Source organism: Paeniglutamicibacter sp. ZC-3, assembly GCF_025847175.2.
Taxonomy (GTDB): Bacteria; Actinomycetota; Actinomycetes; order Actinomycetales; family Micrococcaceae; genus Paeniglutamicibacter; species Paeniglutamicibacter sulfureus.
Map to the genome: position 1 here is coordinate 31,040 of NZ_JAOYTG010000010.1, position 17,624 is coordinate 48,663.

A 17,624-nucleotide genomic window follows, 5' to 3' on the forward strand; every position below is an offset into this window, starting at 1 on the left:
ATCGTTAGCGCGCTGGCAGCCCAGGGCCGAACCAGCGGCATAGCGCGTCCGTCAGGTCCTGGGCAGTTCCTTGCCCAACCCAGGCAACATATCCGTCCGGGCGGATGAGCACGGCGGTAGGAGGCCTCACGTCACCCAGGAGGGGCAGTCGCCACGGGCCGGTATACCGGGCCTCGACCTGTTGGACGTGATCGGCCCAGGGTTCGATCTCGAAGTGGCTCAGACCGTCGAGTGTTAGCAGGACCGGCTTTGCATCGTGGAGCAGCGTGAAGACACGGGTCGGACCGTTTGCCGTATCGAGATCAAGATCCGGCATGCGGCGTCCGAGAAGCGGGTGCCCCTCCCCTAAGTCGTAGGTGATGTCGAGTCCGTGGATCAGTGCGGCAACGTGCCGCCGAGGCTCATCCATCGACATGAGTTCCTCGACGGTCTCGGCGAGCGCCGCGGTTCGGGCATCGGCGCGTTGCAGGGCTGTTTGCGCCATCGAATGCTTGAGCGCGCGACCACCGACGGGGTGTCGCTCCGCGTGGTAAGTGTCCAGAAGGGACTCGGGTGAGAGGCCATTGACCACCTGTGCGAGCTTCCACCCAAGGTTGACTGCGTCCTGCAAGCCCAAGCCGATCCCCTGGCCGCCTGCGGGATAGTGAACGTGAGCGGCGTCCCCGACCAGCAGCACCCGGCCCTTGCGATAGGTCGCGGCCTGCCGTGTGGCGTCGGTGAATCTGGAGATAGAGGTCGGTGTATGCACTCCGAAGTCTGTTCCATACGCCCAGGTCAGGGAATCGCTCAGGTCACCCAGGGTGGGATCCTGCCGCGAACCGACCTGTCGCTCCGTCGTGATGACACGATAGGTACGCCCGTCCGGCATCAAACTAAAGCCGTGGACCCCGGACTCATCCAAGTGCGTACCGGAGGGTACTTCATCGGTTGCTTCCACTTCGGCGATCAGGTTGCTCCGGGTCGCGTCCCAGCCGGGGAAGTCGATACCGGCGCACTTGCGGACCACGCTGCGGCCACCGTCCGCGCCGACAAGAAACGCGGCCCGGATCTTTGCGCCGTCGGCGGTCTCGACTTCGACGCCGGTCTCGTCCTGGATGAAGCCAACCACCTCATGACGGCGATGGACGGGCACCCCGAGCTCCTTGATCCAGTCTTCGAGGATTGGTTGGATGCGGCTCTGCCACAGGCCGAGCCCGTAAGGGTGCCGCGTCGGAAAGTCGCTGATATCCAGAACCGACTTTCCGAATCGGGCCGTCTGCACGGTCGTGCCCTCGTCCAGGAATCGACCGGCGATGCCCCGCTGGTCAAGGATCTCAATGGTGCGACAGTGAAAGCCGCCCGCACGGGATTCCGTCAAGGCCCCTGTCGGAAGCCGCTCCATGATCGCCCCGTCAATACCAGCCAGTGCCAACTCACCAGCCAGCATCATGCCGGCCGGTCCACTTCCCACGATGATTACGTCTGCCATCCCATCCTCTTCTCGTGATGCTGTGCTGACGGGCACGCCCGAGCAGTGTATTCCACAGCACGGGTCTTGCTGCAAGACCCCCTCGCGGCGCTATCTTGAAGGCGGGAGGGGTTGCTACCCTTCCTGGAAAACTGTCGTCGCATTTCCAAAATTGCCTTTGCAGATCCTCGCCGAGCGGGGCAGGGTCTTCCCTTGCGGGCGGACCAATGCGGACGCGAACGTTTTGCCGTGCGCGGCATTCAGCGGAGACGCGTTTTAGGCGCGGGCCTGGACGAGATTGGCGAACGGCAACCTACCGTGCAATTGGCGGAACTCGGCATGGTAGTTCGCCTGGGCCGCATTGAGCTCCTCCGCAGGTAGCTCCTTCCATGCCATGAGAAGGGCTCCTGTTTCCGCCAACTGCCAGATCAGCCGGCCGTCCCAGTGTCCCGGCGGCTTTCCATTTCCAAAGTCCAAAAATTCTTGGATCTGGCGTCGAAGCCCGCGGTTGCCCTTACTGCCGGGGCTGGCCTTGCCAATGAAGAGGACATCTGCGTCCTCAACCCATTCAGCGGTGAGCCCGGCCATGGGCAGGGATGGATTCTTCTTCTTGAAAATTCCGGCCGTGCTTTTGGTGAGGAACCGCGGCTCAAACCCCTCGGGCCGCAACACAACGAATATCCCCTGACGCTGCGGAATCCGATTGATTTCAAGGTCTGTGATGGGGCGGAATCCGGTGAATCCGTCGTCTTTGAGCGTTTTTTTGTTGAACGGCATCGGATTCCTTGGATCTTGGCGGCGGGAATGTTGCGGGGCACTCTCCCGGAGGTGCCATGATTCGCACCTCCGATGCTACCCGGCCGGGCAATGAACGCGTTTCCCCGATGCCACGCGGGAGGTGTTCGTCCCGATCTTGCAGGGCGCCGCGTCCGGGGGCCTCCCCCGCGGAAAATGGTTTGCACATCCGCTGGATGTCGGTGAAAGGGCAGCGTCCGTGGGATAGCAACCTACACGGCCGGCCCGTGGTTCGGGAAAATGGTGCCCTTCAACCACCGCAGGACAGTGTCGGCAAATTCGCTCGGACGCGTCTCGTGAACGTTGTGACCAGTGGGTATGGTGACGAGAGTGCACTCGGGGATGAGCCCTGCGACCTCCACGAGTAGGTCCTGTGGAACAGGGCTGGTGGGACCGCCTCCGATGAGCAACGTGGGAGATGTGATATCGGGCAGTCGCCTCCACCAGCGGCGAGTGGGGTCGTTAACCTGTTCAACGATGGCCGGCACGACCGCCCAATCGAACCCCAGGACTCCCTCGGGGCGTTCGGGAACCGGCCGTGTCCGGGGGAACGGCGGCGGGACATCCTCGACCACGAGCCGCGCGATGCGACCAGGCTGCGCTTGGGCAACCATATATGCGACAGCGCCGCCCATCGAGTGGCCGATCAGCACCACGTCGCGCAGATCCATGATGTCAAGGACCTCGATGACGTCCTCGCGCATGAGTTCGAACGAGTAGGCGCCCGGCCGATCGCTGTCGCCATGCCCGCGCAAATCCAGATTGACTACTCGAAACAGCGAAGCGAACCGCGTCTCGACCCCGGACCAACTCGCTGCTTGTTCCCCGAGCGCGTGCAACAGGACCATCGGCGGCCCACCGGCGGGGCCGGAAATGCGGCAGCCGATTCGGATTCCGCTGCCGAGATCCACCAACCGCTTTTCCACCTGCGAACCGCGGCCGCGGCGCCATGAATATTCGTGGCCGCCCGGAGAGGGATTGCTCGTTGAGTGTTGGTCCCTCACGAATCCGGCTCGTATCCGATGAGCCAGTGCAGCCCGTGGCGGTCGATGACCTGGCCGTCGGAGGCTCCCCAGGGTTTGGGGGAAAGTGGGTCCAGCACCGTCCCGCCAACTGCGAGTTTGTCGAACCACTCGTGGAGGACGGACGGTCCGGCGGTCCCCAGCAACGAGAGCATGAGTCCTTCGAACCTGACGCTCTTTCCTCCCGGGGCAGCATCCGATCCGGCCAATGCCACTACGCCGTCGAGAACGCCATGGGCGATGGATTCCGGCGGACCGTCCTTTCGGCCAAATTCTTCATAGGTGTACAAGGAGAGTTTTCCGCCGAAGACGTCCGCATAGAAGCCGAGCGCTTCACGCGCCGTGCCGGGGAAACTGACATAGATCTGGGGAGCAGCCATGGGCATAGCCTACGAAAACTGTTCTCCTTCCGCTACAGGTCGATCGGGGCCAGGGGCGCGAGCGGGGCCACGGCCCCGGCCCAGGATCGGTGCCGGTGAACCGATCGATCGTGGCCGGCCTCGGGGTTGGCCCGCCGAACCGAGCCCAGGCGGTCGTTCTCACAGCGGCCGCCCGTAGGGATAATCAACCCAGGCCCCGGTGCCCTCCTTCGGACATGCCTTTTCGGCGCCCTTCCGGGTGCTCCACGCATCCGCTGGATAGCTTGCACCCTGGAGCACCTTGTCCAAACTCTCGACTTGTTCCTCACGCCCGTCGGCGTATCTGACGTCGAATCGAAAAGAGCGATATGGAATCTTCAGCCAGCGGGACTTGGTCCACACGGACGTGGCACGGGCGGCAACCGGGATTTCTGCGCTCATTCCCCCATCTTGGCACGAACGAATGTGCGCCGGCGCTTCGAACCCGGCCACCGATGCCTACCGGGTCTGGTCCCCCGCGCTTCCGCCCAGCATCCGACTTGCCAGGTCCTGGTGGGCCAGGCGCCGCATCGCGGCAAAGATCGGATCGTAGAGCGCCGTTCCGAGCACCGAGTACTCCACGGCCCGCGATGTGTCGGCTCCGGGCAGTTCCGCCATGTCGATCTCGGCGATCGCCATGATGTGCCGTGCGTAGCCGTGCAGCCGTTCGCGCCCCATGGGCAGGCCGGCCGCTTCGGCGGCGGCCAAGGCGCGTTCGAGCTGGGCGACGGCCGCGTAGCCGGGGTCGCAGAGCTGGCCGATCTCCGCCAACGCCGCCCGGGCCCGCGGATAGTCACCGTGTGCGTCCGCCTCCACGGCCGGCGGCAGCACGGCGATCGCTCGTCCCAAAGTACTGTAACGGTCGGCCTGCGGTTCGTCGATGAGTCCAACGATGGTGCGCACCCCTGCCAGCGGCAGTCCCACGACCTCGGTGAGCGCGCGGATCAGCGCCAGCCGGCGCACATGCTCTTCGCCGTAGTCGGCCATTGTTGCACCGACCGACTCTCCGGGGGCCAGCAGGCCCTCGCGCAGGTAGTATTTCACGGTCGCCAGCGGCATCCCGGAGCGCTTGAGAAGTTCGGACATTCGCATGCGGCAACCCCTTGTGTTGGATAGTTAAGGTATCTATGTTGGATAGTACAGCTATCCAAGCGGGTTCGAAAGGAAACACCCCCCATGGAACCGAGCACGTTGGTCCTCGCCGGAATTCTGCTTCTGGCCCTCATCACTGTCGAATCAGGCGGCGCCTTCCTCGTCCGCGTCGCCGCCGGCGGGGTTCCCGCCAACGACCTGCAGAAGTCTTGGTACCGGGCAGGGCACGCCCATGCAGCGGTCCTGCTGGTTCTGTCCTTGGCGATCCTAGCCTTCGCCGACCACCTCGACGTCCCGACCTGGGTCGACTGGATCGCCCGCTCAGGCGTCCCGGTCGCCGCTATCTTGATGCCCGCCGGCTTCTTTCTCTCGGTGCTCGGGAAAAACCCCGAGAAGCCCAACCGACTGTCGCTGCTGATCGGCCTCGGCGCCGCCTCACTTACCGCGGGGCTGTTGGCCGCGGGGATCGGGGCGATCGCCACCGGGGCCGGGAGCGCCTGAGGATACGCCGCAGGCCGGCAACACGCCCCCAGTTCGCGGGGGTGCGGGCGGTTTGTTCCCGGGGCTTCGACCGGGCGGATTGGCGACTTTTCCACAGCCCTGCAGGCCACGGGTCCACCAACCCGCGGATCGGTCCATGCTGGGATTCCCGCACCGAATCCCCAAGGATGGCCATGACCACGACGAGCAAGCAATTGCGCCGAAAACACCGCAAATCACCGAAAGCACGGCGACCCGGCCCCCACCCGTCGCGCGCCTCGGGAATCGAACGGCTCCACGGGCTGGAACCTGCCTACATCGCCTGGAGATCCCGCACCGTGACGCACGGCCAGGCCCACGACGACTGGGACGGGCTGCTTGTCCTCCTGGAGTCCTACGCCAATGTCTGGCCATTCAACGCACCCGACGCGTTGGCCCCGCGATCAGTCGCCACCATGATCAAGTCCATCCGCCGGCTGCCCGGTGATGCCGCCTGCCAGGCCCTGAACCGTCTGGATGGCTACCTGCATTTCCTGCAAGACAACGGCCGTTGGACGGCCGGAAGCGAGGACTTCGACCTGTTGCACCTGCTGGTGCTGATGCGCATTCCTGGCTCTGCCCATCGACGAACCCCCCGCGAATGCCCGATCGACATCCCCGCCAGGCACGGCCACGGCATAGCGCTCGTGCAGTGGGCCGCCTATCTCCTGGACGAGATGATTGAGGGGAAATTCATCCCGAATTCCACCGAATCGCTGGCGCTTCCGGTCACGGATCCTGCGGGCCCCATCCTGCTGGCCCCGGGACTCTACCCGCTTCCGCTCACGATCTTCATGGACCTTTTCACCGCCATGGACGAAGCGGAGCTCTTCGAAACCGCTGGAGACGAATGCACCTGGGACGAGGACGAATATGTCGGGGAAGTTTCGGAGAACAGCGGCGAGCTCTATCCCACGCATGCGGGGATTGCCTTGCTGGATGACGGGCATCCACGAAACCAGGATGCCATCCGCAGCCTGCTGGCCGCCTACCTCAAGATCAAGATCTGGGCCGAGGCCAAGCCCGCGGTCGGCTTGGCAGGCCTTCGACGGGCCGAGGAGCGCTTGGCCCTCCTTGCTGACGTCTCCAAGCAACCATCCGTTGAACGGGCCACCACGGAAACGAACATGTTGACCCTCGGCGAAGACATCCAGGACCGGCTAGCGGAACGGTATGGCGAATTATCCGCCTCCATCTTTGTTTGGCTGGAAGCCGGGGTCTTGGAATACACCGCCGGAACCCTCGTCGCGCAGCCTATTGTCCGCGAGGCCATCAAGGATCTACACGACGAATACAACGAACGCCGAAGGCCGGCCACCGCCCGCGATTTCGCGGGAGGTGGCCGGCCTTCGTAGTCCGTGTTGCCGGCGGGCGTTAGCGCTGCACGGCTCCGAACCGCTCGGCGGCAAGTGCCACCGCGGCGGCACGCGCCTCGGAAGCTTCGTCGGCTGTCAGCGTGCGGTCCGCGGCACGGAAGCGCAGGCCGAAGGCCAGCGACTTCTTGCCTTCCGGAATCCCGGTGCCCGAGTACACGTCGAAGAGTGCAAGGTCCTCGAGCAGTTCCCCGGCGCCTTCGCGCAGGGTCTCGAGCACCTCTGCCGCCACCACGTGCGCATCAACCACCAGGGCCACGTCCTGGGTGGAGATCGGGAAGGTGGAGATCTCCTTGGCCACGATCACGTCGGCAGCGGCCTCGAAGAGCTCGTCCGCGTTGATTTCCATCGCGACGGTGCGCTCGGGCAAGTCCAGCTCGGCCAACAGCTTCGGGTGCAGTTCGCCGGCGTAGCCGACGTGCGTGCCGTTGCGAAGCGCCAGGGCCGCGGTGCGTCCCGGGTGGAATGCCTGGTGCGAACCCTGCGAGACGACGACCTCGACGCCCAGCACGTCACCGACCAGCTTGGCGGTGTCCAGCGCATCGGCCCAGTCGTAGACGCGCGGGACGTGTGCGGCGGCAACCGGCGAATCGTGTCCGGTGAGCACCGCGGCAATGTGCGTCGGCTGGTGCGGCAGGCCGTTGTACAGCGCCTCGAGTTCCTCCTCGGAGGGGCGCTCCCCCAGCGGCGGGATCGTGGCGGTGCCCAGGGTCTCGCCGGGCAGGAAGACCTGGCCGGCCTCGTACAGCGCCAGGTCGCGGAAGCCGCGGCCGTGGTTGCGGCGGGCAATGCCCAGCAGGCCCGGCAGGATCGAGGTGCGCATGAACCCGAACTCGCTGGACATCGGGTTGTTCAGCTTCACGGCCGCAACCTCCCCGGCCTCGGGGGCACCGAAGGTGTTGTTCTGCACCTTGGTGACGAACGGGTAGGAAAGCACCTCGGTCAGGCCCGCGTCGGCCAGTGCCGCCACGACGCGGCGGCGCTGGCCCTGCACGCGGGAGAAGCCGCGGCCCGGAGGGGCCGTGGGCAGCGTCGCCGGGATCAGGTGGTAGCCGACCAGGCGGGCGATTTCCTCCACCAGGTCCTGCTTGGTGGCCAGGTCGGGGCGCCATGACGGCGCGGTGACGCGGTAGCCTGACTCGACGTTCTGAATCTCCGCGCCGATCTCGCCCAGCGCCCAGGTGATCTGCTCCTCGGTGTAGTCGATGCCGATCAATGCCGAGGCGAACCCGGCGGGCAGGTCGATGACCACGGCTTCGGGCGCGGTGCCCTCGTCGGTGATCTCGGTGGTGGCGGTGCCGCCGGCCAGCTGGACCAGCAGGTCCACGGCGCGCTGGGCGGCCACGTCGGCGATGTTCCAGTCCACGCCGCGCTCGAAGCGCTTCGAGGCCTCGGAGGGCAGCTTGTGGCGGCGGCGCGAACGCGCAATCGAGATCGGCTCGAAGTGCGCCGCCTCGATGAGCACCGTGGACGTCGCGTCGGAGACCTCGGTGGCCGACCCGCCCATGACCCCGGCAACGCCGATGGCCCCGGATTCGTCGGTGATCAACAGGTCCTCGGCGTGCAGCTTGCGCTCCTTGCCGTCGAGGGTCTTCAGCGTCTCATCCGGGTTCGCGCGGCGCACGGTGATGGTGCCGGTGAGCTTGTCCGCGTCGTAGAAGTGCAGCGGCTGGCCAAGCTCCAGCATCACGTAGTTGGAAATGTCGACGACCAGCGAGATCGAGCGCATCCCTGCCAGATTGAGACGGCTGGCCATCCACGGCGGGGTGGGCAGTGCCGGATTCACGCCGGTGACCTTGCGGGTGAGGAACCTGTCGCAGCCGTCCTTGCCGTAGATGCCGGCGGCATCGGCAAGCTTGACCGGGTGGCCCGGTGCGGTGGCAGCATCCACCGTGACCAGCGAGGCAGGGTCGGTGTAGGGGGTGCCCGTGGCATGTGCGTATTCGCGGGCCACCCCGCGGATGGAGAACGCGTAGGAGCGGTCCGGGGTGACGTTGATTTCCGCCGCCTGGTCGTAGAGACCCAGCAGTCCCATCGCGTCGGTGCCGGTCTCCGGATCAAGGCCAAGGCGAGAGAGCACGATGATGCCGTCGTGGTCGTCCCCGATGCCCAGCTCGCGGGAGGAGGCGATCATCCCGGCCGAGACGTGGCCGTAGGTTTTGCGCGGGGTGATCCGGAAATCGCCCGGAAGCACGGCGCCGGGCAGGGTCACCACGACCTTGTCGCCCTCGACGAAGTTGTGGGCGCCGCAAATGATGCCCTGCACACCCGAGGGGTCGATGCCCTCGTTCGTCAGGGTCTGAGTGGCACCTTCGGGCACCACGCGGACCTGGCACCAGTTGATGGTCTTGCCGTTGGTCTGCTCCTCCTTGACGATGGACAGGACCTGGCCCACCACGATGGGGCCGGAGATCTCGTCGGTGGGACGGTGCACGTCTTCTTCCTCGAGGCCTACCTTGACCAGCTCGGCCATGACGTCTTCGGCCGAGGCATCGGCCGGTACCTGCGCGTATTCGCGCAGCCATGAAAGTGGAATACGCATGTCTTAGATCTCCATCCCGAAGTGCTCGCTGAACCGAATGTCGCCCTCGATCATGTCGTGCATGTCGGGGACCTCGTTGCGGAACATCAGGGTCCGCTCCACGCCCATGCCGAAGGCGAACCCGGAGTATTCCTCCGGGTCGATGCCAGCGGCACGCAGCACGTTGGGGTTGACCATGCCGCAGCCGCCCCACTCGATCCAGCGCGGGCCGCCCTTGGCACCCGGGTGCCAGATGTCCAGCTCGGCCGAGGGTTCGGTGAACGGGAAGAAGTTCGGGCGCAGGCGGATGGAGGCGTCCTCGCCGAACATCTGCCGGGCGAAGTGCTCCAGGGTGCCGCGCAGATCGGCCATGGTCAGGTTTTTGTCGATGGCCAGGCCCTCGAACTGGTGGAAGACAGGGGTGTGCGTGGCATCCAGCTCGTCGGTGCGGTAGACCCGTCCCGGGCACAGCACGTAGATTGGCAGCTCGCGCTCGAGCATCGAACGCACCTGGACCGGTGAGGTGTGGGTGCGCAGCAGGAGGTGCGAATCGGCGGGTTCGATGAAGAAGGTGTCCTGCATTTCGCGGGCCGGGTGGTCCGGGGCGAAGTTCAGCGCGTCGAAGTTGAACCACTCGGATTCGATCTCCGGGCCTTCGGCGATTTCCCAGCCCATGCCCACGAAGATGTCGGACACGCGGTCCTGCAGCGTGGAGAGCGGGTGGCGGGCACCTGCACGGCGGCGGCGCGGGGCGGCGGTGACGTCAACCGTCTCCTCGACGAGGATGCGGGCGGCGTCCTCGGCTTCCAGCACGGCGGTGCGTCCGGCCAGGGCCTTGTTGACGCGGCCGCGGGAAGCGCCCAGGAGCTTGCCTGCGACTGCCTTTTCGCTCTTGTCGAGGCGGCCGATTTCCCGGTTGGCCAAGGACAGCGGGGACTTCTCCCCGGTGTGTGCCAGGCGTGCCGCCTTCAGCTCGTCCAGGTTCTTCGCGGCGGCAAAGGCGGCCAGCGCGGCTTGCACAGCAATGTCGATGCCGGCCTCGTCGGTGGGATGCGGGACAACCGGCGCGTGGCTGTCAATGACATCCACTTCCGGGCTCGTGGGTTCAGACATGGGGTTCTACGGCCCTTTTCACTGTTGATGGTGTCTCTGGTTCTGCATCCCATTCTAGGTGCTAGCCCCGATGGGTTTGGAATCGCAACTGGCTCCCCCCCTTCCGGGCGCGGTTGTGGACATCCAAGGGAAGGTTGGGCAATAGTTAGTCCCATGTCCCGAGTAATTCGAACCCTTGCCCTGCCTGCCGCCGCCCTGCTGATGATCGGCTCCCTCGGGGCGTGTTCCGCGCCACCCGCGCCCAATGCCACCGCCGAACTCCTGGCCGGTTCGCTGGCGGACCTGGACCTCGCCTCGGTCCCGCTGGCGGGCAGCGACGCAGCCACCGCGAGCGCCGAGCTGGCGGAATCGCTCAAGCCGCTCGAATCGATCCCCCGCACAGTCACCCTCGCCTCTGTCACCGAGGACGAGGGCTCTGATGCGCCCAAGACCGCCACGGCCGTGTACAACACCGTGTGGGACGTCGATGCCTCCGACACCGACTGGACCTACCAGACGCAGGCAACGCTGGAACTCGATGACGAAACCAAGACCTGGGCGGTGCGCTACTCCCCCTCGATGGCCGTGCCCGGGCTGGAATCCGGTCAGTACGTCGCCAAGCGCAACTCCCCGGCCAAGCGCGGGGAGATCCTGGGCAACAACGCCCAAACCCTGGTGACGGACCGCCCGGTGCTCCGCATCGGGATCAACAAGGAGGCCATCGGGGAGACGGAATGGGAGGTCTCGGCCACCAAGCTCGCCAAGGTATTGGAGATCGATGCCGAACCGTATGCCGAGAGGGTTGCAGCTTCCGGCCCGCGGGCGTTCGTCCAGGCCATCACCCTGCGCGACGATGCCGACCGCACCGTCACCGATCAGCAATTGAAGGCGATCCCCGGCGTGCTGGCGCAGCCCGATACCCAGCCGCTGGCCCCGAGCCGGAGTTTTGCCCGGGCCATCCTCGGGTCGGTGGGCGAGGCCACGGCGGAAATCGTCGCAGATTCCAAGGGCAGCGTTGCCTCCGGGGACCGGGTCGGACTGTCGGGCCTGCAAAAGGCCTACCAGGACGAGTTGGCGGGCACCCGGGGCTACAGCATCAACATCTACAACCAGGACAAGGCCGAAGTCTCAACCCCGGTGACGCGGGAAGCGGTGGACGGCAAGGATCTGAAAACCACGCTGGACCGGAACCTGCAGGAACTTGCCGAGTCGTTGATCGCCGACTCGGACAGCGACGCCGCGCTGGTCGCGGTGCGTCCCTCCGACGGGGCCATCCTGGCCGCCGCCGCCGGGCCCGCCGACAACGCCCAGAACACCGCGTTGTTGGGCAAGTACGCCCCGGGCTCCACCTTCAAGGTCATCACAGCACTGGCCATGCTCCGTTCCGGAGATACCCCGACAACGAGCGTGGATTGCCCGGCGACCATGAGCGTGGACGGCAAGGCGTTCAAGAACTACGACGGCTACCCCTCCAGCGCGCTGGGAAGCATCCCGCTCTCCGAGGCCGTGGCGCAATCGTGCAACACCGTCTTCCTTGAGGGCGCCTCCAAGGTCAAGGCACCTGCCCTCGCCGACGCTGCGGCCTCCCTGGGCCTGAACTTGAGCCCCGCCACGGGCGCTGCATCCTTCCTTGGGTCGGTGCCGGAGGACTCCACGGGCACCGAGCTGGCTGCCAACGGCATCGGCCAGGGAGTGGTCCAGGCCTCGGCGCTGGGCATGGCCACGGTGGCAGCCTCGGTCCAAAACGGCGCCACCGTCAGCCCCCGCCTGGTGGTAGACCCCAAGCCGGATGCCGCCGCCAAGCCCAAGAACCCGTTGACGGCTGCCGAGGCCAAGGCGCTTTCGGGCATGATGGCCCAGGTCGTCGACCACGGCACGCTGAAGGACCTCAAGTCCGTCCCCGGCCCCGCGATCATCGGCAAGAGCGGCACGGCGGAATACGATGCCGAACGCAATGCCCACGCATGGTCCATCGCCGCGCAGGGAGATCTCGCGGTGGCCGTGTTTGTGGGCGACGGCAGCGGCGGGGCGCAGACGGCCGGCCCCATCCTTGCCGAATTCCTGACCGACGCCCAGTAGGCGCCGCTCCGCCGCACACCCCAGGCATGACAAAGGGACCGACAAACCCGGTTTTTTCCGGACTGTCGGTCCCCTTGGCGTTCAGCGGCCGAACCCCGAAGTTCGGCGTTGCGCGGTATTAGGCGTGCACGTCTTCGGTGCGCTCGGGGCGGCGCATCGTGCCGACGGCGACTACGGCACCCAGCAGGGCCAGGGCGCCGAAACCGAGAGACAGGTAGATCGGAGTGTTGTCCTTGGGCTTGGCCACGGCTGTCATCTCGCCGGTGGCTTCGCGCATGTCGAAGCTCACGGTGTTGCCCTCGATGTGTGCCCCGGCGCTGGCGGAGGTGACCTCCCCCGGGAAGGTGACGGTCATCGTGGACTCGCTCAGGCTCGAGGTGTCGGTCCCGGCAAGTCCCCGGGCGGAGAAGTGGTACAGGTCGTCGCGGTATTCGATGTTGACCTTCGGGCCAAGCCTGCCGGAAAGGTCGCCCAACTTGGTCAGCGATTGGTTCTCGATGCTGAAGACGTAGCCCTTGAAGTTTTCCTCGTCGTATGGCGCCTTCTGTGCCTCCGCGGGGATGCCCAGGAAGAATTCCTCCTCGGTGGTACCCATCTGGGTCATGAGCTCCTCGACCGAGATGTCGCCGGCAACGCGCTTGTCGAATGCCACCACCATGTCGAGGCTGGCCTCTTCCGGACTCGAGACGACCAGATCCACATCCATCTTTATGCACCCGGTCAGGCTCAACATCAGCGCCACCATGATTCCAATGACGGATACGATCTTCTTCATGTATTCTCCTCCACGTTCGGGGCATTGATCTGCAACGATGCTCCCGGTTCAATAGTCAACACTAATGGTTGGATTGCCTTGGCCGAGAATTGCCTCATGGGCTCCCCACCCGCCTTTGCGTAGGCTCCGGGATTACACTGGGGAACCATGGACACCTGGGAGCGCACACGCGAGGTCGCCAACTGGCTGAACCTGAGCACCATCAGCGGCCTGCTGCTGGCCGCCGGCACCGGATGCAACATCGAAGGCGGTGCGCGGGGAATCCTCTATGCGCGCAACTACACTCCGGTGCTTCCCAAGGCGGGAGCCTTCACCGTGGGCAACGTGGTATTTTTCCGCCCTTCCCTTGGCACGCCGGCCCAGCGCCCCGCGTTGCTGTCCCACGAGGAAACACATGCCACCCAATACGCCTTGTGCCTGGGGCTTCCCTTCATCCCCCTGTACTTTGCGGCGGCCGGCTATTCCTGGCTGCGCACCTCGGATCCGGCATCGCGGAACATCTTTGAACGCGCCGCCGATCTGCAGGCCGGCGGCTATCGTGAACGGCCGGTACGCAAGCTGCTCCCCGTGGTGGCAGCCGGCCTGCGACGGGGTCTTCGCCTCGCAACGGCAACTGCACGCACGACCAGGGGAACTTCGGCATGAGGCGCACACCGGCCGTCACGGTGCGCGGGACAGCCTCCGCGACTGCAGTACCCGACGTCATGGGCATCTCCCTCACCGTCCAGGTTCACCATGCGCAAGCTGCGGAGGCCTTCGGGCTTGCCTCGGAGCGTGCCAGGGACGTCATCGAGGCAGTGTTGGTTGCCGCCCCGGGGGCAAACCTGGCAACCACGGGAATCGCACTGGCCGCCCGCAACTCCTGGCGCAACGAGGAATCCGTGCTGGATGGCTACGATGCCGAAACCAACATCGAGGCCTCCGACCTGACGACGGACAACGTGACCTGGGTGTTGGCGGCCGCCGTGGCCGCCGGCGGGGACGCGTTGCGGATCCACTCGATGAATGCCGAGGTTTCCGACGCCGCCGACGCCCTGCGGGCCGCCAGGGAATCGGCTTTCGCCGATGCCCGTTCCAAGGCAGAGCACCTGGCCTCGCTCGCCGGAGCACGGCTCGGGCCCGTGCTACTGGTCCGAGAGGTCGCCGGCGAACCAGTGCTGCCGCTACAACGCACCAAGTCCACCCAATTTGCGGCGGAGTCCATGCCGGTGGTTGCCGGCCGGCGGCAGCTCTCGGTGACGCTCGAAATCCGCTGGGAACTCAGCGCCGATGACCCATCGCCGGACTCGGGTGCCTAATACTCCGTGCCGGCGCCAAGCCTTGGTTCGGTGGCACCGGCCAAGGCCAGCTGTGCCACGCATGCCACGGCCCGGGCATGGATCGCGATCCGGGGGGAGGCGGGATCCATCCAGGGAACATGGATGAACCCTGCGCGGAGCCCCGGCGCCCTTCCGGCGTGGTGCATCAGGGAATAGAACACCTGGTTGCAGACAAAGGTCCCGGCGGAATAGGAGATCTCGGCCTCGACGTCGCCGAGTTCGATGGACGGGTCCCGCAGTGCCTGAAGGGCGGCTTTCAGCGGAAGGCCCGAGAAGTACGCGACCGGCCCTCCCGCCAACACCGGCAGGTCGATGGGTTGGTCCCCGGCGTTGTCTGCGATCCGGGCGTCCAGGTGGTTGATGGCGACCTTTTCCAGACCCAGTGCTCCGCGGCCCTCGGCGAGCCCGAGGCTGATCACCACGCGTGGCTGCCAGGTGGCCAACAGCTCTTCGAGCATCGCCGGGGCCGTGGCAAACACGCAGGGCAGTTCCGCGGCAATGGTCGCAATCCCCTGCTGCTCCAGAATGCCCGCGGCTTGGCGTGCGATGGACATCGAGGGGTTTGAGTCCCTGCCGCCGAAGGGTTCAAAACCGGTGAACAGGATCACCGGGTGGCACCTGCCAGGGTGTCGGCCAGGACCGCGCGGACGATGGGAAGGTCTGCAGGTATCCATTTCAGGGCCTCGAGTGCCTCGTGTTCCAATGCGACCCAGGCCAGCTGGTCGTGGTCCTCGAGCGTGTCCGGGGTTCCGGCGGTGACCTCGGCAAACCAGACGCGCATCGCTGCACGTTCGCTGAGCACCCATCCCTCGGGGACCGGACCGAAGACCTCGCTGCCCAGGGCCACTTCGATGCCGAGCTCCTCGGCCAGTTCGCGCTTCACCCCGTCTTCACAGGTCTCATCGGGTTCGAGCTTGCCTCCGGGAAATTCCCACATTCCCGCCAGCTCCGGCGGCGCGGTGCGTCGCGCGGCCAGCAGCCGGCTCGGGGTCACGAGCGAGTCCAGGATCGCGGCGGCGACTATCTGTTTGTAGGCCATGGTCTTTATCCTTCGTTGGGAAGCGTCGCGGAAGCCCGGGGATGTCGGGTTCGATGTGAATCACGCACGGGAGCGGAACGGCGCTCGGATGCGTGTTTCGCCGTAGCGCAGTTGCGCGGCCGGCGACCTAGCCGCGTCGTTGCGCCCGTGCCGAGGCATAGAGGCACATCGTCGCAGCGGTTCCCACGTTGAGCGATTCGGCGATCCCGTACAGCGGCACAGCCACGCGGTGGTCGGCACCTGCAAGTTCGGCTTCGTCCAGGCCCTGGCCCTCGTTTCCGAAAAGCCACACCGTCTGGTCTTCCAGCGCCGGTTCCCCTTCGGGCGCGGCTGCCCCGGCCCCGGCGCGCCGTGCGGCGCTGGCATCCTGGAGCGCATCCAAATCAGCGGCAGCGTAGCCGTCGGCTGCAAGAACGGTGCTGCCCTGGCCCTTGAACGCGGCAAGGATTTCACCCAAATCGACATTGGTGACGATAGGCAGGTGGAAGACGGAACCGACGGTGGAACGCACGGCCTTGGGGTTGTAGATATCCACGCTTCCCCCGGTCAGCACCACTGCGTCGGCGCCCGCTGCGTCCGCTGCCCGGATGATCGTGCCGGCGTTGCCCGGATCCTGCACGCGGCACAATACGGCCACGAGGCGGGGCTTGCCGGCAGCTACCTCCTGCAGGCTGGTTTCGGGGATGATGCACACGGCCACGATTCCCTGTGGTGTCACGGTGTCGGCCATCGCCGCCAAGACTTCCTGGCTGACCAGTCGAGTATGGATGCCATCGGCCTTGTTGGACATGACCTCGAGTTCCGGATAGCGGTCCAGGCAGTCTTCGGTGGCATAGACGGCCCGAACAACGGGTGCCCGGCCATGTTCGGCATTTTCAAGGTGGAGTCGCAAGGCCTCGCGGACGGCCTGTGGGCCTTCGGTCAGGAACTCGCCGCTGCGGGCGCGTCCCGTGCGGGTGGCCAGTCGGGCCACTTCGCGAACCTTTTCGGCACGAACATTGGTCATGGTCACTTCGTTGTCTCCGGCAAGATTCATGGGAATGACTTTACCGGGGATACGCCAAAGGGACGGAATCGCAAACGATTCCGTCCCTTTGGACTAGAGCTTTATGAGCTCAAGGACTAGGCGTCCTTGATCTGCTGGCGGGATTCGCCGCCTGCAGGCTCGAAGCCGGCTGCCTTGGCAGACTCAATGCTGTTGAACCAGTATTCGGCAACAGTCTGGTCGAACCAGGTCGAACCCGGGACGTGGTACTTGTTGGAACCGGCGTTGCCCTTGATGATGAATCCGGCCGGAGCCTCTTCACCCTCGACACCCTTGACGGCACCGGCGGCCTCGGCCTTTTCGGCCGGGGTACCCTCTGCTGCCGGGGCTGCAACGGCAACCTTCTTGGCCGGAGCCTTCTTGGCCGGTGCAACCGGAGCTGCGGCGGCGGCCTTGGGGGCGTTGACATCGGCCGGGAGGGCCTGCTTGGCAACTGCAACCAGTACGGCGAAAGCCTTGGCATCCGAAACGGCCAGCTCGGCCAGCATGCGGCGGTCAACCTCGACCGACGCAGCCTTCAGGCCCTGGATCAGGCGGTTGTAGGTCAGGTCGTTGGCGCGGGATGCAGCGTTGATGCGCTGGATCCAGAGGCGACGGAAGTCACCCTTGCGCTTGCGGCGGTCGCCGTAGCTGTAAACGAACGAGTGGAGCAGCTGCTCCTTGGCCTTGCGGTACAAGCGCGAACGCTGACCGCGGTAGCCCTTGGCGCGTTCAAGAATGACGCGACGCTTCTTATGGGCGTTTACTGCCCGCTTCACACGTGCCACGTGTGTACTCCTTTGTTTCTGTTCCGCCTGGCCTCAAATATTGGGCCGGCAAAAAATCTTTATGTGGTCGGGAATCCAGGATCAGGATTCCCAAGACGGACTGGTGTTAGAGACCGAGCATCCGCTTGATGGTCTTGACGTCCGCCTTGGCGACCAACTGGTCAGATGCCAGGCGACGGGTGATGCGGGAGGACTTGTGCTCCAGGTAGTGGCGGCGGTTGGCCTGCTGGCGCACGAGCTTGCCGCTACCGGTGAGCTTGAAGCGCTTCTTGGCGCCACTGTGGGTCTTGAACTTCGGCATATCCGCCGTTCTCCTTACTTGCTCCCGGGATCCTTTCGGA

Annotated in this window: 19 protein-coding genes; 5 read left to right on the top strand and 14 right to left on the bottom strand. The window is 65.6% G+C overall.

The features are described 5' to 3' along the window. Nucleotides 1-4 precede the first annotated feature (4 nt). The 6 genes from OIU93_RS11780 to OIU93_RS11805 all read right to left on the bottom strand — a co-directional run bounded on the left by OIU93_RS11780 (nucleotide 5) and on the right by OIU93_RS11805 (nucleotide 4,754). Nucleotides 5-1,468, bottom strand: a complete 1,464-nt coding sequence (locus tag OIU93_RS11780) for an FAD-dependent monooxygenase (protein WP_264270270.1) — start codon at nucleotides 1,466-1,468, stop codon at nucleotides 5-7. Nucleotides 1,469-1,723: 255 nt separating this feature from the next. Then, nucleotides 1,724-2,224, bottom strand: a complete 501-nt coding sequence (locus OIU93_RS11785; protein WP_264270271.1) for a hypothetical protein — start codon at nucleotides 2,222-2,224, stop codon at nucleotides 1,724-1,726. A gap of 230 nt (nucleotides 2,225-2,454) precedes the next feature. Continuing rightward, entirely contained in the window at nucleotides 2,455-3,153 is a 699-nt protein-coding gene (locus OIU93_RS11790; RefSeq protein WP_264270272.1) for an alpha/beta fold hydrolase, read from the bottom strand. An 89-nt stretch (nucleotides 3,154-3,242) separates the two neighbouring features. Further along, the gene (locus tag OIU93_RS11795; protein WP_264270273.1) at nucleotides 3,243-3,644 is read right to left on the bottom strand and encodes a VOC family protein; all 402 of its coding nucleotides are present in this window, start codon (nucleotides 3,642-3,644) and stop codon (nucleotides 3,243-3,245) included. Nucleotides 3,645-3,803: 159 nt separating this feature from the next. Next, nucleotides 3,804-4,064, bottom strand: coding sequence for a hypothetical protein (locus OIU93_RS11800; RefSeq protein ID WP_264270274.1), 261 nt, complete (start codon nucleotides 4,062-4,064; stop codon nucleotides 3,804-3,806). 57 nt (nucleotides 4,065-4,121) lie between these two features. Beyond that, nucleotides 4,122-4,754, bottom strand: coding sequence for a MerR family transcriptional regulator (locus OIU93_RS11805; RefSeq protein WP_264270275.1), 633 nt, complete (start codon nucleotides 4,752-4,754; stop codon nucleotides 4,122-4,124). An 84-nt stretch (nucleotides 4,755-4,838) separates the two neighbouring features. Between OIU93_RS11805 and OIU93_RS11810 the strand changes: the two genes are divergently transcribed. Together OIU93_RS11810 and OIU93_RS11815 are read left to right on the top strand one after the other, a co-directional pair. Continuing rightward, nucleotides 4,839-5,255, top strand: a complete 417-nt coding sequence (locus OIU93_RS11810; protein WP_264270276.1) for a hypothetical protein — start codon at nucleotides 4,839-4,841, stop codon at nucleotides 5,253-5,255. Between the two features lie 173 nt (nucleotides 5,256-5,428). Then, the gene (locus OIU93_RS11815) at nucleotides 5,429-6,628 is read left to right on the top strand and encodes a hypothetical protein (protein ID WP_264270277.1); all 1,200 of its coding nucleotides are present in this window, start codon (nucleotides 5,429-5,431) and stop codon (nucleotides 6,626-6,628) included. 19 nt (nucleotides 6,629-6,647) lie between these two features. Here OIU93_RS11815 and pheT read toward each other — a convergent pair whose 3' ends face one another. Continuing rightward, entirely contained in the window at nucleotides 6,648-9,188 is a 2,541-nt protein-coding gene (gene pheT, locus OIU93_RS11820; RefSeq protein ID WP_264270278.1) for a phenylalanine--tRNA ligase subunit beta, read from the bottom strand. A gap of 3 nt (nucleotides 9,189-9,191) precedes the next feature. Next, nucleotides 9,192-10,280 (bottom strand): phenylalanine--tRNA ligase subunit alpha, encoded by a 1,089-nt coding sequence (gene pheS, locus OIU93_RS11825; protein WP_264270279.1) that lies wholly within the window; start codon nucleotides 10,278-10,280, stop codon nucleotides 9,192-9,194. A 153-nt stretch (nucleotides 10,281-10,433) separates the two neighbouring features. Here pheS and OIU93_RS11830 point away from each other — a divergent pair, with 153 nt between their 5' ends. Beyond that, nucleotides 10,434-12,338, top strand: coding sequence for a penicillin-binding transpeptidase domain-containing protein (locus tag OIU93_RS11830; protein ID WP_264270280.1), 1,905 nt, complete (start codon nucleotides 10,434-10,436; stop codon nucleotides 12,336-12,338). A gap of 118 nt (nucleotides 12,339-12,456) precedes the next feature. Here the strand turns inward: OIU93_RS11830 and OIU93_RS11835 are convergent, their stop codons facing one another. After that, on the bottom strand, nucleotides 12,457-13,113 hold the full coding sequence (locus tag OIU93_RS11835; RefSeq protein WP_264270281.1) for a hypothetical protein: 657 nt from the start codon (nucleotides 13,111-13,113) through the stop codon (nucleotides 12,457-12,459). Nucleotides 13,114-13,260: 147 nt separating this feature from the next. Here OIU93_RS11835 and OIU93_RS11840 point away from each other — a divergent pair, with 147 nt between their 5' ends. Both OIU93_RS11840 and OIU93_RS11845 read left to right on the top strand, forming a co-directional pair. Beyond that, nucleotides 13,261-13,758 carry a DUF4157 domain-containing protein gene (locus tag OIU93_RS11840; RefSeq protein WP_264270282.1) on the top strand — a complete coding sequence of 166 codons (498 nt, stop codon included), beginning with the start codon at nucleotides 13,261-13,263 and terminating at the stop codon, nucleotides 13,756-13,758. Next, the gene (locus OIU93_RS11845; protein ID WP_264270283.1) at nucleotides 13,755-14,411 is read left to right on the top strand and encodes an SIMPL domain-containing protein; all 657 of its coding nucleotides are present in this window, start codon (nucleotides 13,755-13,757) and stop codon (nucleotides 14,409-14,411) included. The genes OIU93_RS11840 and OIU93_RS11845 overlap by 4 nt, the downstream gene beginning before the upstream one ends. Here the strand turns inward: OIU93_RS11845 and OIU93_RS11850 are convergent. The 5 genes from OIU93_RS11850 to rpmI form a co-directional block, all read right to left on the bottom strand. Further along, nucleotides 14,408-15,040, bottom strand: a complete 633-nt coding sequence (locus tag OIU93_RS11850; RefSeq protein ID WP_264270284.1) for a pyroglutamyl-peptidase I — start codon at nucleotides 15,038-15,040, stop codon at nucleotides 14,408-14,410. The genes OIU93_RS11845 and OIU93_RS11850 overlap by 4 nt on opposite strands. After that, on the bottom strand, nucleotides 15,037-15,471 hold the full coding sequence (locus tag OIU93_RS11855; RefSeq protein WP_264270285.1) for a (deoxy)nucleoside triphosphate pyrophosphohydrolase: 435 nt from the start codon (nucleotides 15,469-15,471) through the stop codon (nucleotides 15,037-15,039). Before OIU93_RS11855 ends, OIU93_RS11850 begins: the two co-directional genes overlap by 4 nt. Nucleotides 15,472-15,598: 127 nt before the next feature. Next, nucleotides 15,599-16,507 carry an RNA methyltransferase gene (locus OIU93_RS11860; protein WP_264270286.1) on the bottom strand — a complete coding sequence of 303 codons (909 nt, stop codon included), beginning with the start codon at nucleotides 16,505-16,507 and terminating at the stop codon, nucleotides 15,599-15,601. 86 nt (nucleotides 16,508-16,593) lie between these two features. Then, nucleotides 16,594-17,283, bottom strand: coding sequence for a 50S ribosomal protein L20 (rplT, locus tag OIU93_RS11865; protein ID WP_264270287.1), 690 nt, complete (start codon nucleotides 17,281-17,283; stop codon nucleotides 16,594-16,596). 106 nt (nucleotides 17,284-17,389) lie between these two features. Then, a complete protein-coding gene (gene rpmI, locus OIU93_RS11870; protein WP_217390565.1) occupies nucleotides 17,390-17,584 on the bottom strand; it encodes a 50S ribosomal protein L35 in 195 nt (64 codons plus the stop codon). Nucleotides 17,585-17,624: the final 40 nt, after the last annotated feature.

What these genes read in the sequence shown, in the direction of transcription:
- rpmI (WP_217390565.1), bottom strand. Translation starts at nt 17,584, where the DNA reads ATGCCGAAGTTCAAGACCCACAGTGGCGCCAAGAAGCGCTTCAAGCTC.
- pheS (WP_264270279.1), bottom strand. Translation starts at nt 10,280, where the DNA reads ATGTCTGAACCCACGAGCCCGGAAGTGGATGTCATTGACAGCCACGCG.
- OIU93_RS11860 (WP_264270286.1), bottom strand. Translation starts at nt 16,507, where the DNA reads ATGAATCTTGCCGGAGACAACGAAGTGACCATGACCAATGTTCGTGCC.
- OIU93_RS11785 (WP_264270271.1), bottom strand. Translation starts at nt 2,224, where the DNA reads ATGCCGTTCAACAAAAAAACGCTCAAAGACGACGGATTCACCGGATTC.
- OIU93_RS11855 (WP_264270285.1), bottom strand. Translation starts at nt 15,471, where the DNA reads ATGGCCTACAAACAGATAGTCGCCGCCGCGATCCTGGACTCGCTCGTG.
- OIU93_RS11780 (WP_264270270.1), bottom strand. Translation starts at nt 1,468, where the DNA reads ATGGCAGACGTAATCATCGTGGGAAGTGGACCGGCCGGCATGATGCTG.
- OIU93_RS11810 (WP_264270276.1), top strand. Translation starts at nt 4,839, where the DNA reads ATGGAACCGAGCACGTTGGTCCTCGCCGGAATTCTGCTTCTGGCCCTC.
- OIU93_RS11805 (WP_264270275.1), bottom strand. Translation starts at nt 4,754, where the DNA reads ATGCGAATGTCCGAACTTCTCAAGCGCTCCGGGATGCCGCTGGCGACC.
- OIU93_RS11835 (WP_264270281.1), bottom strand. Translation starts at nt 13,113, where the DNA reads ATGAAGAAGATCGTATCCGTCATTGGAATCATGGTGGCGCTGATGTTG.
- OIU93_RS11830 (WP_264270280.1), top strand. Translation starts at nt 10,434, where the DNA reads ATGTCCCGAGTAATTCGAACCCTTGCCCTGCCTGCCGCCGCCCTGCTG.
- OIU93_RS11795 (WP_264270273.1), bottom strand. Translation starts at nt 3,644, where the DNA reads ATGGCTGCTCCCCAGATCTATGTCAGTTTCCCCGGCACGGCGCGTGAA.
- pheT (WP_264270278.1), bottom strand. Translation starts at nt 9,188, where the DNA reads ATGCGTATTCCACTTTCATGGCTGCGCGAATACGCGCAGGTACCGGCC.
- OIU93_RS11840 (WP_264270282.1), top strand. Translation starts at nt 13,261, where the DNA reads ATGGACACCTGGGAGCGCACACGCGAGGTCGCCAACTGGCTGAACCTG.
- OIU93_RS11845 (WP_264270283.1), top strand. Translation starts at nt 13,755, where the DNA reads ATGAGGCGCACACCGGCCGTCACGGTGCGCGGGACAGCCTCCGCGACT.
- OIU93_RS11800 (WP_264270274.1), bottom strand. Translation starts at nt 4,064, where the DNA reads ATGAGCGCAGAAATCCCGGTTGCCGCCCGTGCCACGTCCGTGTGGACC.
- OIU93_RS11815 (WP_264270277.1), top strand. Translation starts at nt 5,429, where the DNA reads ATGACCACGACGAGCAAGCAATTGCGCCGAAAACACCGCAAATCACCG.